Origin of the sequence: Nonomuraea sp. NPDC001831, assembly GCF_042892035.1 — a bacterium.
GTDB lineage: Bacteria > Actinomycetota > Actinomycetes > Streptosporangiales > Streptosporangiaceae > Nonomuraea.
Map to the genome: position 1 here is coordinate 140,976 of NZ_JBIATU010000002.1, position 14,690 is coordinate 155,665.

General features: G+C 70.5%; 12 protein-coding genes. 7 read left to right on the forward strand and 5 right to left on the reverse strand.

What is annotated here, in order from left to right:
• Window positions 1–74: 74 nt before the first annotated feature.
• The gene (locus ACFYYW_RS06190; protein WP_352321443.1) at window positions 75–1,196 is read right to left on the reverse strand and encodes a spermidine/putrescine ABC transporter substrate-binding protein; all 1,122 of its coding nucleotides are present in this window, start codon (window positions 1,194–1,196) and stop codon (window positions 75–77) included.
• A gap of 545 nt (window positions 1,197–1,741) precedes the next feature.
• Here ACFYYW_RS06190 and ACFYYW_RS06195 point away from each other — a divergent pair.
• Both ACFYYW_RS06195 and ACFYYW_RS06200 read left to right on the forward strand, forming a co-directional pair.
• Window positions 1,742–2,851 carry a hypothetical protein gene (locus ACFYYW_RS06195; protein WP_387645729.1) on the forward strand — a complete coding sequence of 370 codons (1,110 nt, stop codon included), beginning with the start codon at window positions 1,742–1,744 and terminating at the stop codon, window positions 2,849–2,851.
• Window positions 2,848–3,807, forward strand: a complete 960-nt coding sequence (locus tag ACFYYW_RS06200; RefSeq protein ID WP_387645732.1) for an SIS domain-containing protein — start codon at window positions 2,848–2,850, stop codon at window positions 3,805–3,807. The genes ACFYYW_RS06195 and ACFYYW_RS06200 overlap by 4 nt, the downstream gene beginning before the upstream one ends.
• Here the strand turns inward: ACFYYW_RS06200 and ACFYYW_RS06205 are convergent.
• The 4 genes from ACFYYW_RS06205 to ACFYYW_RS06220 form a co-directional block, all read right to left on the reverse strand.
• The gene (locus tag ACFYYW_RS06205; RefSeq protein ID WP_364416874.1) at window positions 3,801–4,370 is read right to left on the reverse strand and encodes an ATP/GTP-binding protein; all 570 of its coding nucleotides are present in this window, start codon (window positions 4,368–4,370) and stop codon (window positions 3,801–3,803) included. The genes ACFYYW_RS06200 and ACFYYW_RS06205 overlap by 7 nt on opposite strands.
• Window positions 4,351–4,665 (reverse strand): DUF742 domain-containing protein, encoded by a 315-nt coding sequence (locus ACFYYW_RS06210; RefSeq protein WP_229824241.1) that lies wholly within the window; start codon window positions 4,663–4,665, stop codon window positions 4,351–4,353. Before ACFYYW_RS06210 ends, ACFYYW_RS06205 begins: the two co-directional genes overlap by 20 nt.
• A gap of 66 nt (window positions 4,666–4,731) precedes the next feature.
• Window positions 4,732–5,154 (reverse strand): roadblock/LC7 domain-containing protein, encoded by a 423-nt coding sequence (locus tag ACFYYW_RS06215; protein WP_352321436.1) that lies wholly within the window; start codon window positions 5,152–5,154, stop codon window positions 4,732–4,734.
• A complete protein-coding gene (locus ACFYYW_RS06220) occupies window positions 5,154–7,796 on the reverse strand; it encodes a nitrate- and nitrite sensing domain-containing protein (RefSeq protein WP_387645736.1) in 2,643 nt (880 codons plus the stop codon). Before ACFYYW_RS06220 ends, ACFYYW_RS06215 begins: the two co-directional genes overlap by 1 nt.
• A 341-nt stretch (window positions 7,797–8,137) precedes the next feature.
• Between ACFYYW_RS06220 and ACFYYW_RS06225 the strand changes: the two genes are divergently transcribed.
• Genes ACFYYW_RS06225 through betA form a run of 5 tightly spaced genes read left to right on the forward strand, consistent with a single transcriptional unit; the run spans window position 8,138 to window position 14,688 of the window.
• Window positions 8,138–9,193, forward strand: a complete 1,056-nt coding sequence (locus ACFYYW_RS06225) for a glycine betaine/L-proline ABC transporter ATP-binding protein (protein WP_387645739.1) — start codon at window positions 8,138–8,140, stop codon at window positions 9,191–9,193.
• Window positions 9,190–11,103, forward strand: coding sequence for an ABC transporter permease (locus ACFYYW_RS06230; protein ID WP_387645742.1), 1,914 nt, complete (start codon window positions 9,190–9,192; stop codon window positions 11,101–11,103). The genes ACFYYW_RS06225 and ACFYYW_RS06230 overlap by 4 nt, the downstream gene beginning before the upstream one ends.
• Window positions 11,100–12,074 carry an ABC transporter substrate-binding protein gene (locus ACFYYW_RS06235; RefSeq protein ID WP_387645745.1) on the forward strand — a complete coding sequence of 325 codons (975 nt, stop codon included), beginning with the start codon at window positions 11,100–11,102 and terminating at the stop codon, window positions 12,072–12,074. Before ACFYYW_RS06230 ends, ACFYYW_RS06235 begins: the two co-directional genes overlap by 4 nt.
• Before the next feature lie 56 nt (window positions 12,075–12,130).
• A complete protein-coding gene (locus ACFYYW_RS06240; RefSeq protein ID WP_387645748.1) occupies window positions 12,131–13,066 on the forward strand; it encodes an ABC transporter substrate-binding protein in 936 nt (311 codons plus the stop codon).
• Window positions 13,042–14,688, forward strand: a complete 1,647-nt coding sequence (gene betA, locus ACFYYW_RS06245) for a choline dehydrogenase (protein WP_387645751.1) — start codon at window positions 13,042–13,044, stop codon at window positions 14,686–14,688. Before ACFYYW_RS06240 ends, betA begins: the two co-directional genes overlap by 25 nt.
• Window positions 14,689–14,690: the final 2 nt, after the last annotated feature.

Sequence of the window (14,690 nt, forward strand, 5' to 3'; positions counted from 1 at the left end):
GAACGCGCCCAGCCGGCGACCCCGCTGACGGGACACCGGCCGGGCCTTGACCTCGGATCTCACTGCACCAACGACTATCCGGCCGTGACTTCCTGCGACAGGCGGCTGAACTTGGTCGACGCCTGCCCCAGGTCGATGATCGACTCACCGTTGAGCAGTTCCGCCGGCTTGATGTCCAGCAGCGAGCCCTTGGGAATGGTCACCTTGTCCATGGCGGCCTTGTTGGGGACCTTGTAGTTGATGTTCTCCGCCGCCCAGCGGTGGATCTCCGGGTCGAGGATCATGTTGATGAAGGCGTGGGCCGCCTCCTTGTTCTTGGAGGACTTCATGATCACCATGGTGTCCACCCAGAGGTCGCTGCCCTCCTTCGGCACCACGAACTTGATGTTCTGCTTCTCGTCCGTGGTCGGGCACCAGCCGTCCCACGCCTCGACCATGATGGCCTCGCCGGACTTCAGCCGGTCGCCGAAGGTGGTGTCGTCGTAGCGCAGCAGGTGCGGCTTCTGCGAGACCAGGAGCTCCTTGGCCTTGGCGATCTCCTCGTCCTTCTCGGTGTTGACCGAGTAGCCGAGCGCCTTGAGCGCGGGCAGGACCAGCCAGCGCTCGGTGGTCATCATGGTGACCTTCTTCTCGGCCCAGGAGGGAGGCTTGAGGATGTCGTTCCAGCTCGTCGGCGGCGTCTTCACCAGGTCACTGCGGTAGCAGATGCCGGTGGTGCCCCAGGTGTAGGGCACCGAGTACTTGTTGCCCTTGTCGTAGGAGAGCTGGGTGGCCTCGGGGTAGAGATTGGCCAGGTTGGGGATCAGCTCGGGGTGGATGGGCTCCAGCAGGCCCTGGGCGTTGAGCGCCTGGGCGTACTGGCCGGACACGAACGCCACGTCGATGCCGCTGTCGCCGGAGGCGGTCAGCTTGGCCATCGCCAGCTCGTTGGTGTCGTGGTTGGTGATCCCCATCTCCTTGACCTTGAGCTGCTGCTTGACCTTCTGCGGCAGCTCCTCCGGGGTGTAGCCCGGCCAGACGGTCACCTGGAGCGACTGCTTGGTCAGGTCGGCGTTGGGCTGGAGCTGTTCGGCCTTGGCCGCGGTCGTGCCGTCTGAGCTGCTCGACGACCCACCGCCGCACGCCGCGACGGCTAGCGCGAGGCCGGCCACCGCCACGGCGGCCGGAAGACGACGGGTGAACCGGTTACGGGACACGGCCGCTACTCCTTCTGGTGCTGAGGATTGAGGGGTCGCGCGACCTTACTGGACACGGCAGACCAGAGCAGGAGTGTTGCAGCAGAAATCAACATGAGCAAGACTTTTCCCGACATTGCTACCAGGAAGTTTGATCAGAGTGTTGAATCGAGATTCAATAACGGAGTCGCCTCATCCCGATCCGTGAGGGACCTCTCACCTCGCGTACGGACCGCCTTTGGGCCGCGCTCTTCGCGCCATCTCTCCCAGCCGTAATCTATCGGCTCAGGAGCGTGCGATCCCTGGCGGGTGCTCAGGAAACGGGCGAGGGATCCCGATCCGCCCACGGCGGGTTTCGGTCACGGTGACGGCCGCGCGGAACCCGCTCGCACACGGAGGCAGGGGCGACCCGGCGAGAGCACCGGGGGCGGGACCGTACCCTCCTGACCGGCGCAGGCGCTTTTCCCCTAATGCGCGGACGGGCTCCGAAGAGGGCGAAGTTGCAGCGGATATCAACATGAGCGAGACTTCCTTCCACACGTCGATCGGGAACGATGGTCAATCTGTTGAACTGGGATTCAATTGCGCCCCGGCTCGCCGCCCTCGCGGCGGAGCCCGTCTCCGACCGGGATCACGGCCTGTCCACGAGCCTGCTGCGGGCCCTGGCGCACGACCCGCCGCGCCCGTTCGCCGTCCGCCGCTTCCATGACCTTCCCGTCCTTGCGGCGACGGCCGCCGAGCGCGGCTTCGGGCCGCACGTCGACCAGACCAACCACTCGGTCGTGGTGGACGAGCGGATGGTCGTGAAGTGGCTGAGCCCGCCCGTCCCGCTCCCCCACCCGACGCCCGAGATCTTCGCCCACCTCGTCGAGGTCGGCTTCACCGGCACCGCGCCCCCGTACCTGGCCCTGACCCGCGCCTCGGACGCCGGCGAGGAGCTGATCGCGCTGGTGACGGGCTACCTGCCCGAGGCGCGCGACGGCTGGGAGTGGTGCGTGGACGAGGCCGAGTCCGGCGGCACCGAGTTCGTCGGCGAGCTCGGCCGGCTGGCCGCCGACCTGCACGTCGCGCTGTCCACGCTGCCCGGCGGCTCGTCCGCGCGACAGGCGGACCCGGCGGCGCGGGCCGCGGACGCGCTGGCCGAGGCGCTCGCCCTCACCGGCGGCGCCGACGGCGAGTGGCTGGCCACGCGGGCCGGCGCCCTGGTCGGCGAGCTGGAGCCGTTGCGCGCGGGCTTCGCGGGCCCGGTGATCAGGATCCACGGCGACCTGCACGTGGGCCAGATCCTGCGATGGCGCGACGGCTACGCCGTGATCGACTTCGACGGCAACCCGACCGTGGCCGACACCGGCGTGCGCCAGCCGGCCGCCAGGGACGTCGCCCAGCTCACCACGAGCCTGGAGCACGTGGCCCAGGTCGCCGTCAGGCGCCGGGGCACCCCGCCCGCCCACGCCGCGGCCTGGGCGGCACGGGCCCGCGCCGGCCTGCTGGACGCCTACCGCGACCGCCTGTCCGGCCTCGGCCGGTCCGACCTGCTGGACGAGACCCTGATCCGCCCGTTCGAGGTCGAGCAGGAGTGCCGCGAGCTGATCTACGCCGCCCGCCACCTGCCCCGCTGGCGCTACGCCCCCATGGGCGTGCTGCGCACCTGGTACCCCGAGGAGAACCTGCCGTGAATCCCGAGCTCTACCTGGCCGACCTGGAGGCCAAGCCCGCCGCCCTGGCCGCCCTCGCCGACGGGCTGCGCGCGGCCGACCCCTTCGCCGGGCTGCCCGAGGGCGTGCGCCGGGTGCTGTTCCTCGGCATGGGCAGCTCCCGGTACGCCGCCGGGGTGGCGGCCCTGCGCCTGCGCGCGGCCGGCGTGGACGCCTACGCCGACTACGCCTCGGCCGCGGCGACCTACCCGGCCGGGCCGGACACGCTGGTCGTGCCGATCTCGGCCACCGGCGGCAGCCGCGAGACCCTCGACGCCCTCGCCCGCTACGCCGGGGGCCCGTCGTACGTGGCCGCGATCACCAACGTGCCCGGCTCGCCCGTCACCGAGGCGGCCGACCTGGTCGTCCCCATGGGCGCGGGCGAGGAGCGCGGCGGCGTGGCCTGCCGGACGTTCCAGCACACGCTGGCCCTGCTGCTGGCGCTCGAGGCCCGGCTCACCGGCGCGGACGGCGACCTGCCCGCGCTGCTCACCCGGGCCGCCGAGGCCACCCGCGACCTCCTGGACCGCCGGGACGAATGGCTCCCGCTGACCATGGAGCTCCTCGACGGGCCCGACGGCGTCTACACGATCGCCCCCGCCGAGCGGCTGTCGTCGGCCGAGCAGTCGGCGCTGATGTTCCGCGAGGGCCCGCGCCGCGCGGCCGACGCCTGCGAGGCGGGCGACTGGTCGCACGTCGACGTCTACCTCACCAAGACCCGCGACTACCGGGCGCTGCTCTTCCCCGGCTCCCGCTACGACGAGCAGGCCATGGACTGGGTGCGCGAGCGGGGCTCCACGGTGATCTCCGTGGGCGGCGAGGTGAAGGACGCCGCGGCGGCGATCCGCTACGCGCACGACGACGACCCCGGCGTGGCGCTGCTCACCGAGACGCTGGTGGCCGAGCTGGTGGCCGCGTACTGGTGGAACGCTCAGTAGGGGCGGCCGCCGATCACGTGCTCGACCAGGGTGATCAGGGTGTTCTTGACCGACTGGCGGGCACGCGCGTCCGTGCGCACGATGGGCACCTGCGGTGAGAGCGTGAGCGCCTCGCGCACCTCGCTCTCCACGTGCGGGAAGCGCCCGTCCCAGCCGTTCAGGCCGACGACGAACGGCAGCCCGGCCTCCTCGAAGTAGTCGATCGCGGGGAAGCTGTCGGCCAGGCGGCGGGTGTCCACCAGCACGACCGCGCCGATCGCGCCGCGGACCAGGTCGTCCCACATGAACCAGAACCGGTGCTGCCCGGGCGTGCCGAACAGGTAGAGGATCAGGTCGCGCTCGAGCGAGACGCGGCCGAAGTCCATCGCGACCGTGGTGGTGGACTTGCCCGGCGTGTGCGCGAGGTCGTCGATGCCGGCCGAGGCGTCCGTCATGACGGCCTCCGTCGTGAGCGGCACGATCTCCGACACCGCGCCGACGAAGGTGGTCTTGCCCACGCCGAAGCCGCCCGCCACGACGATCTTCGTCGAGGTGAGCGTCGGGCTAGAGCCGGCGAAGTCCACTCAGGACCCTCTCCAGCAGCCTGCGGTCCGGCAGCCCGGCCTCCAGCTGCGGCTGGTAGACCTTGACCAGCCCATCGGCCTCCATGTCGGCGACCAGCACCCGCGCCACGCCGAGCGGCACGGCCAGCAGCGCGGAGATCTCGGCCACCGAGCGCACCTGGCGGCACAGCTCGCTGATCGCCCGGTACTCGCGGGTGTAGGTCATGCCGAGCCGCGCCGAGGTCGCCGACGAGACCAGCGCCTCCATGGCCAGGCCGGTGCGCGGCGCCGTCCTGCCGCCGGTGACGGCGTACATGCGCACCAGCGAGCTGCGCTGGGGCTCCGGCTCCTCGTCATGCCACGATGCCAACGTCCACTCCCATCACCAGGGGCGCGCGGATGACAACTCCGCCCGTACGGCAGGGGTCAGCACCTGCCCCGTGCGTTCCACCAGAATCGTCATCTGGTACGCCACCAGGCCCATGTCACAGTCGGGCGCGGCCAGCACCGCCAGGCACGAACCGTCGCTGATCGACATCACCAGCAGCAGCCCGCGTTCCATCTCCACCAGGGTCTGCGTGACGCCGCCGCCCTCGAAGACCCGCGCCGACCCCTGCGTCAGGCTGACCAGCCCGGCCGCGATGGCGGCGAGCTGGTCGGCGCGGTCCTTGGGGAAGCCGCGGGAGAAGGCCATCGGCAGGCCGTCGGCGGAGACGACCACGGCGTGGGCCACGCCGGGCACCTCCTCGACGAACGCGCTCACCAGCCAGTTGATGTCCCTGGCCCCCTGGCTCAGTTCCTTCATCAGTCCTCCTCTAGCTCGGCCCGGCCCTTGCGCACGCCCTGCTGGTAGCTGGCCAGCCGGCTGCGCAGCCGGTCAGGGGACGGCGGCGGAACCGGCGCGGGCGGCGGCTGGGGAACCGCGGTACCCGGTACCAGATTCGCTCGCGGCGTGCGCTTGGGCAGGCCGGAGTTCGTGGTGCCGCCCCTGGCGGGCTCGGCGGTCGTGCTCGCCGCCTGCCAGCCCTGGTCGGCGGGCGATGACCAGGCGGGGTCCCGGCGGTCGGCGGTCGGCGCGGCCTTGCTGAACCAGCTGCTCTCCTCGACCGAGGCGAAGATCGGCAGGAACTCGTTCCCGGCCGGCGGCTCGGCCCCGGCCGGCTCGGGCCCCGTGGCGAACGACGGGTAGGACGCGCCGGACGCCGGCGGCTCCGGCTGCGGCGGCTCGACCGACTGCGAGGAGGACGAGGTGAACCACGACGACTCGGACGCGGACGGCATCGGGTCGAACGACGGGTGCCCGTAGGCCGGCATGGGGGCCGTGGGCGGCGCGTACGACTCGGCGCCCCGGAACGGCTCAGCGCTCTGGAACGACTCGGCGCTCTGGAAGGGCTCGGCGCGGCCCTGGTCCGGGCGGCCCATGGCGGACATGGCCGGGGCGTGCCCGGCCGTGGCCATCGAGCCCTGCAGGTGCCCGGGCACCGAGCCGGGCACGGCGGCGAGCAGCATCTCCGGGATCAGCACCATCGCGGTCAGCCCGCCGACGTCCTGGCGGCGGAGCTGCACCTTGATGTTGTGCCGCAGCGCGAGCCGCCCGACCACGAACAGCCCCATCCGCCGCGACACGGACACGTCCACGACCGGCGGGTGGGCCAGGCGCCAGTTGGCCTCGGCCAGCTCCTCGGGGGTCATGCCGATGCCGTTGTCGGTCACCGAGACCATCAGGCCGCCGCCGTCGATGCGGCTGCTGGAGATGATCACCTTGGTGTCCCTGGAGGAGAACGAGACCGAGTTCTCGACCAGCTCGGCCAGCAGGTGCACCACGTCGGTGACGGCCTGCCCGGCGATGGCGACGTCCGACTGCGCCTGGACGCTGACCCGGTCGTAGCTCTCGACCTCGCCGAGCGCCGCGCGCACGATGTCCATGAGCTCGACCGGCTCGCTCCACTTGCGCGCGGCCTCCTGACCGGCCAGGACCAGCAGGTTCTCGCTGTTGCGGCGCATGCGGGTGGCCAGGTGGTCGAGCTTGAACAGGTCGCCGAGGCGCTCGTCGTCGCGCTCGCCGCGCTCCAGGCGCTCGATCAGCGTGAGCTGCCGTTCGACAAGGGTCTGGCTGCGCCGCGACAGGTTGACGAACATGGCGTTGACGTTGGAGCGCAGCCGCGCCTCGTCGCCCGCCAGCCGGACGGCCTCGCGGTGCACCTCGTCGAAGGCGCGGGCGACCTCGCCGACCTCGTCCCTGGAGAAGATGCCGATGGGCGGCACCTCGGCGTCCACCGCGCCGTCGCGCGACTCGCGCAGGTGCTGGACGAAGTCCGGCAGCCGGCGTCCGGCGATCTCCAGCGCCTCGCCGCGCAGCCGGCGCAGCGGCCGGACCAGCGACCTGGCCACGCCGGTGGTGATCAGCAGGACGGCGACCAGCAGCGCGAGCACCGCGCCCGCGATGACCAGCGCCCGCCGCTGCTCCTCGGCGCTGAGCGTGGCGCTGCGCGCCACGATCCCGGCGGCCTGGCGCTGCTCGACCTTGCGCATGGAGTCCACGACGACGTTGGAGGCGTCGAACCACTCCTTGGCGTCGTCGTGCTTGGCCAGGTCGAGGCCGCGCAGCGGCAGCCCGGCCGAGACCCTGATGAGCACCAGCTCGCGCAGGAACAACATGCGGTCTGCGCTGCGGCCGTTGACGGTCTCGTCGAAGAAGCGGCGCTCGTCGGCGGTGGCCTCGGCGGCGAAGCCCCTGCGCTCGGCGGTCTCGGCGGACAGCTCGCCGAGGAAGCGCTTGAGCTGGTCCTGGCCGAAGGCGCCCTCGACGAGGACGGTGGTGAGCAGCGCCTGCTGGTAGGAGACGCTCTCCTTCGCCCTGGCCAGGCCGTCCAGCATGCGGGTCTGGCGGAACAGCTCGTCGTCGGAGCTGCCCTTGATCAGTTCGGTGTGGATGGACAGGAGGTCGCCGATCACCGTCGTGTAGAGGTCGACGGCCGGGCCGGGCAGCAGGTCGGCGTCCATCGCCTGCTCGCGCAGCGAGGTCAGGTCGTCCAGGCGGGAGAGCATGTTCTCGATCTGGTCGGCGGTACGGCCCTCGACGTCGGCCAGGATCTGCTGGGCGGTGCCGCGTACCTCCCTGATGGCGACGTCCACCTGGTCCATCTGGGACCGCACGCCGCCGAGGCCGTTCACGGGCCGGTTCCTGGCGATGTACCAGGCGGTCTTGGCCCGCTCGCCGGCGAGCTGGTGGGTCAGGTCGCCCACCTGCTCCGACAGCACGGCTAATCGGTTCGTCCGGTCGTAGTCGGCGGCGGCGCCCGTCGAGGACAGCACCTGGACGCCGCCCAGCAGCACAGCGGCGGCGGTCGGCACCAGGATGAGGGCGACCAGGCGCGCACGTACGCGCCAATTGCGCAGGCGCCAGTTGCCTTCGACGGCCTGTCGCTCGCCCAGCTGTGTTGTCACCGAACGCACCTCGCCCGAATCGGCGTATTTGTCAGGGCTGTGGCCCTTGAGAGAAATCAGCAAGTGCGGGTAATTGGAACACATCCTAAGCGGAGGTGGCCACCCGCACATATCGGTGCGAAATTCAACTTCTGTGCCCAGTGGGACGAAAGCTGGAGCCCCATCTCGCCGTCTCTCCAACCAGAAATAGCCCCCTATACATTCATATGTCCACGTATGGGCGTTTAGTGCGTTCCAAGCGCATAACACGGGAGGAGCAGCCAGGTCTCTCACAGGTCACAGCGTTGAGATTTGCGTTATTCACCGCATATGTTGAGCCCCCGGCAATCGAGGAGGCGAGGGTGCGGGATTCTCCCGACAGCGCGGCCATCAGCGTCGAAGGGCTTTGGAAGATCTTCGGATCCAGGGCGCAAAAGGTGCTGGACAGCGAGGACAGACACCTCGACCCCGCCGCTCTGCGAGAGAAGACCGGGTGCACCACCGCCGTCCGCGACGTGAGCTTCGAGGTGCGCCCCGGCGAGGTCTTCGTCGTCATGGGCCTGTCGGGAAGCGGCAAGTCCACCCTCGTACGCTGCCTGACCAGGCTCGTCGAGCCCACCGCCGGCCGCATCAGCATCGGCGGCGAGGACGTCGGCCGCGCCTCCCCCGCCCGGCTGCGCGAGCTGCGCCGCCACCGGGTCAGCATGGTCTTCCAGCACTTCGGCCTGCTGCCGCACCGCAGGGTCATCGACAACGTCGCCTACGGCCTGGAGATCCAGGGCACCCCCAGGGCCGCCAGGCACGCCCGGGCCGCCGAGATCCTCACCCTCGTCGGCCTCGACGGGTACGCCGCCTCCTACCCCGACCAGCTCTCCGGTGGCATGCAGCAACGCGTCGGCCTGGCCCGCGCGCTGGCCGTCGATCCCCAGGTCATGCTGTTCGACGAGCCGTTCAGCGCGCTCGACCCGCTGATCCGGCGCGACATGCAGACCGAGGTGATCCGGCTCCACCGCGAGGTCGGCAAGACGATGGTGTTCATCACCCACGACCTGTCCGAGGCGCTCAAGCTGGGCGAGCGCATCGCCATCATGCGGGCCGGCTCGATCGTGCAGCTGGGCACGGCCGAGGAGCTGGTGGGCGCGCCGGCCGACGACTACGTGGCCGACTTCGTCCGCGACGTGCCGCGCAGCCACGTGCTGACACTGCGCTGGATCCGCCGCGCCCCCGAGCCCGGCGAGCCGCTGGACGGCCCCCAGCTCCCCGCCACCACCCTGGTCAAGGACGCCATCGCCGCGGCCTCGGCCTCCTCCCGCCCGATCCGGGTGATGGACGGCGACGAGCTGACCGGCGTCGTGGACCGCGTGGACCTGCTGTCCTTCCTCGCCGGCGCGGACGCCGCGGTGAGGGCGGGCGCGTGAGCACCACCGCGGTCAGCGCCCCCGCCAGGCTCAGGATCCCCAGATGGGCCGCTCCCGCCGGGGTCGCGATCCTGTTCGCCGTGGCGTACCTGGTCTTCCGCGGCACCGGCACGCTGCCGCACGACAAGGAGGCGCCGCAGTTCCTGGCGGTCACCGAACTGCGCGAGTGGATCGACGACCACCGCAACGAGAGCCCGCTCTTCCTGTACTTCCTCAACTACATCCGGCTGTTCGTCGACGGCGTCTACACCTTCTTCCAGACCGCGCTCACCGCCCTGAACTGGCCCGGTCTCATCGGCGTCCTGGCCGCGCTGGCCTGGCTGGCCGGCGGCTGGCGCATCGCGCTGCTCGCGGCGGCGGGCGTGGGCGCGTTCGGGGTGCTCGGGCTGTGGCAGTCGAGCGTGGACACGCTGGCGCTGGTGGCGGCCTCGGTGCTGCTGTCGCTGGCGGTCGGCGTGCCGCTCGGCGTCTGGGCCGGGCTGTCGGCGCGGGTGCGCCGGGTGCTGACGCCGGTGCTGGACGTCATGCAGATCATGCCGACGTTCGCCTACCTGGCGCCGCTCGTGCTGTTCTTCCACATCGGCGCGCCGGCCGGGGCGATCGCGACGATGATCTACTCGATCCCGCCGGCGATCCGGATCACCGCGCTGGCCGTCCAGGAGGTCTCCGCCACGGCGGTCGAGGCGTCGGCGTCGCTCGGCGCCACCCGCCGTCAGACGCTGTTCAAGGTGCAGCTGCCGCTGGCCCGCCCGACGATGGCGCTGGCGGTGAACCAGACCATCATGATGGCGCTGTCGATGGTGGTGATCGCGAACCTGATCTCGGCCCCCGGCCTGGGCGGCGACATCATCCGCGGTCTGTCGCGGGCCCAGGTCGGCATGATGCTCCCGGCGGGCCTGGCCATCGTGGTCATGGCCGTCGTGCTCGACCGCATGCTCATGTCGGTGGCCCGCCGCCAGGCGCACGCCTCGCTCGGCCGGCCGGACCTGGCCGTCGCGGCGGCGCTCGCGGTCGCGGGCGTGGCGGCCGGGCTCGCGCTGCCCGCGGGCTGGCCCGCCGGCCTGACGGTCACCTTCGCCGGGGCGGTGAACGACGCCGTCCGCTGGGCGGAGACGACCTGGTACCCGGTCACGACGTTCGTCAAGGACCTGACCTCGGCCTTCCTGCTCAACCCGCTGGAGGGCCTGCTCACCTCCGCCCCGTGGTGGCTGGTCGCCCTCGCGGTGCTGGCCCTGGCCTGGCGGTTGAGCGGGGTGCGCCCGGCGCTGACCGCACTCGGCTGCCTGCTGGCGATCGCGCTGCTCGGCGTGTGGGAGCACGCCATGCAGACGATGACCACGGTCGCGGTGGCGGTGCTCGTCACCCTGGTCGTCGGCCTGCTGCTGGGGGTGGCCGCGGCCCGCTCGCCGCGCTGGTCGGCCGTTCAGCGCCCGCTGCTGGACGCCGCCCAGACCATGCCCGCGTTCGTCTACCTGCTGCCGGCGCTGGCCCTGTTCGAGACGACCCGGTTCACCGCGATCTTCGCCTCGGTGATCTACGCGGCGCCGCCCGTGGTGCGCCTGGTCGAGGACGGCATCAGAGGGGTGCCCGGCACGGTCGTCGAGGCGGCCGCGGCGGCCGGCTCGACCCCGGGCCAGCTCCTGTGGAAGGTGCAGCTCCCGATGGCGCGGCGGGCCATCCTGCTCGCCGCCAACCAGGGCATCGTGATGACGCTGGCCATGGTCGTCGTCGGCGGCCTGGTCGGGGCGGGCGCGCTCGGCTACGACGTGGTCGTCGGCTTCTCCCAGCGCACGGATTTCGGCATGGGCTTCGTGGCGGGCATCGCGACCGTCCTGCTCGGAGTCATGCTCGACCGCATCACGCAGGGCGCCGACAGGCGCCCTTCCCCCCGAAAGAGGAAGCGCACATGAAGATTCGCCTGCTCGCAGGCCTGCTCGTTGTCGGCCTCACCGCCGTGGGTTGCGGCGGTGGCGCCAAGGTGGAGACCTCCCCCAGCTCCGCCGCCCCGTCGGCCGCCGCCTCCGGCGCGGCGACGACCGGCACCGTCAAGATCGCGATCAACCCGTGGGTCGGTTACGAGGCCAGCGCGAACGTCGTCGCCTACCTGCTGAAGAACGAGCTCAAGTACGACGTGCAGCTGCCCGAGATCAAGGAGCAGGTCGCCTGGGAGGGCTTCGAGACGGGCGACGTGGACGTCATCATCGAGAACTGGGGCCATCCGGACCTGAAGAAGAAGTTCATCGACGAGAAGAAGGTCGCGCTCTCGGCGGGCTCCACCGGCAACAAGGGCGTCATCGGCTGGTACGTGCCCAAGTGGATGGCCGACAAGTACCCGGACATCACCGACTACAAGAACCTGAACAAGTACGCCGACCTGTTCAAGACGTCGGAGTCCGGCGGCAAGGGCCAGCTCCTCGACGGCGACCCGAGCTACGTCACCAACGACGAGGCCCTGGTCAAGAACCTCAAGCTGAACTACAAGGTGGTGACCGGCGGCAGCGAGGCGGCCCTGCTCAAGGCGGCCGAGCAGGCGCAGGCGCAGAAGAAGGCGCTGCTGTTCTACTTCTGGACGCCCCACTGGCTGTTCGACAAGGTCGAGCTGGCCCGGGTGAACCTGCCCCCGTACACCGAGGGCTGCGACGCCGACGCCAAGAAGGTCGCCTGCGACTACGCCGAGCTCGACCTCGACAAGATCGTCAGCAAGAAGTTCGCCGACACCGGCGGCAAGGCGTACGAGCTGGTCAAGAACTTCAGCTGGACCAACGAGGACCAGAACGCGGTCGCCAACGACATGACCAACAACGGCCTGACCGGCGAGCAGGCCGCCAAGAAGTGGGTCGAGGCCAACACCGCCAAGTGGCAGGCCTGGCTCCCCAAGTGACCCCTCTTGACCGCGTCCCTCCCGGCCGGGCGGGGGCGCGGTCGCGGAGACCTCTCATGCGAACCAAGAAGCTGACCGGGCCGCTGCTCGCGGCCCTGCTCCTGACGTCCTGCTCCGGCGGCGCCCCCGAGACCGGGGTCGCCGCCAGGGGCACGGTCAACATCGACGTGCACGCCTGGATCGGGTATGAGGCCCAGACCGCCGTCCTGGCCTATCTGCTCGAACACGAGCTGGGCTACAAGGTCAACACGCGCCGGATGGAGGAGAAGAAATCCTGGGGCGATTTCGAATCCGGCAAGGTCGACGTGATCGTCGAGAACTGGGGACACAACGACCTGAAGAAGATCTACATCGAGCAGAAGAAGGTGGCGCTGTCGGCCGGGCTCACCGGCAACAAAGGCGTGATCGGTTGGTACGTCCCCGAGTGGATGGTCAAGAAATATCCTGACATAACCGACTATCGGAACCTGAACAAGTACGCGCACCTATTCCGGACCTCCAAAACTGGAAATTTGGGTCAGGTGCTCGACGGGGACCCGACATTCGTCACCAATGACGAGGTTCTCATCAAGAACCTCGACCTCGATTACAAGGTCGTCTACTCCGGCAGCGAGGACGCACTGATCAAGGCCGCGCAGACGGCGGCGCGCACCCGCACACCCCTGCTCATGTATTTCTACGAACCGCAATGGCTGTTCACCAAGGTCAAACTGGTCAAGGTCAACCTGCCCCCGTACGCGGTCGGGTGCGACGACGTGCCCGCCAAGGTCGCCTGCGACTACCCGCCGTACCTGCTGGACAAGATCGTCAGCAAGCGGTTCGCCGAGCGCGGCGGGAAGGCGTACGAGCTGGTGCGCAACTTCACCTGGACCAACGACAACCAGAACGCCGTGGCCGCCGAGATGATCAACGGCAAGAAGACCGCCGAGCAGGCCGCCCGGCAGTGGGTGGAGGAGAACAAGATCGTGTGGAAGGACTGGATCCCGCGTTGAGCTTCGACTTCGTCATCGTGGGCGGCGGCTCGGCCGGCTGCGCGCTGGCCAACCGGCTGAGCGCCGATCCGTCGGTGTCCGTGCTGGTGCTGGAGGCCGGCCGGCCCGACTACCTCTGGGACGTCTTCATCCACATGCCGGCCGCGCTGATGTTCCCCATCGGCAGCCGGTTCTACGACTGGAAGTACGAGTCCGAGCCCGAGCCGCACATGAACGGCCGGCGCATCTACCACGCGCGCGGCAAGGTCCTGGGCGGCTCCAGCAGCATCAACGGGATGATCTTCCAGCGCGGCAACCCGCTCGACTACGAGCGCTGGGCCGCCGATCCCGGCATGGAGAACTGGGACTACGCCCACTGCCTGCCCTACTTCAAGCGCATGGAGAACTGCCTGGCCGATCCCGGCTCGCCCTTCCGGGGCGACGACGGCCCGCTGAAGCTGGAGCGCGGCCCGGCCCGCGGCCCGCTGTTCGAGGCGTTCTTCGAGGCCGTCCAGCAGGCCGGCCACCCGCTCACCGACGACGTGAACGGCTACCGCCAGGAGGGTTTCGCCGCCTTCGACCGCAACGTCCACCGGGGCCGCCGGCTCAGCGCGGCCCGCGCCTACCTGCATCCGGTGCGCCGCCGTCCCAACCTCACCGTCAGGACGCGGGCCCACGTGGAGAAGGTGCTCTTCGAGGGGACGCGGGCGGTGGGCGTCCAGTGCGGCGGCGAGCGCATCGAGGCGCGCGAGGTCGTGCTGTGCGGCGGCGCGATCAACACCCCCCAGCTGCTCCAGCTGTCCGGGGTCGGGCCGAAGGCGCTCCTGGAGTCCGTGGGCGTGCAGGTGGTCCACGACCTGCCGGGCGTCGGCGAGAACCTCCAGGACCACCTGGAGGTCTACGTCCAGCACGCCTGCACGCAACCGGTCTCCCAGCAGCCGTCGCTGGCGATGTGGCGGCGGCCGTTCATCGGCGCCGACTGGCTGTTCCTGCGGCGCGGCCCCGGCGCCACGAACCACTTCGAGGCGGGCGGGTTCATCCGCTCGAACGACGACGTCGCGTACCCCAACCTGATGTTCCACTTCCTGCCGATCGCCGTGCGCTACGACGGCTCGGCCCCGGCCGGCGGGCACGGCTACCAGGTGCACATCGGCCCGATGTACTCCGACGCCCGCGGCTCGGTGCGGATCCGCTCGGCCGACCCCCGCGCCAAGCCCGCGCTGCGCTTCAACTACCTCTCCACCGAGCAGGACCGCCGCGAGTGGGTGGAGGCGATCAGGCACGCCCGCGCCATCCTGTCCCAGCCCGCCTGGGCCGGCCTGGACGGCGGCGAGATCTCCCCCGGCCCGGACGTCCGGACCGACGAGGAGATCCTGGCCTGGGTGGCCAAGGACGGCGAGACCGCCCTCCACCCGTCGTGCACCTGCAAGATGGGCGTGGACGACCTGGCCGTGGTGGACCCCGGCACCATGCGCGTGCACGGCCTGGACGGCCTGCGCGTCGTGGACGCCTCGGCCATGCCGTACGTCACCAACGGCAACATCTACGCCCCGGTCATGATGCTCGCCGAGAAGTCCGCCGACCTGATCCTCGGCAACACCCCCCTCGCCCCCGACACCACGGCCTTCCACCGCCACGCCTGAAC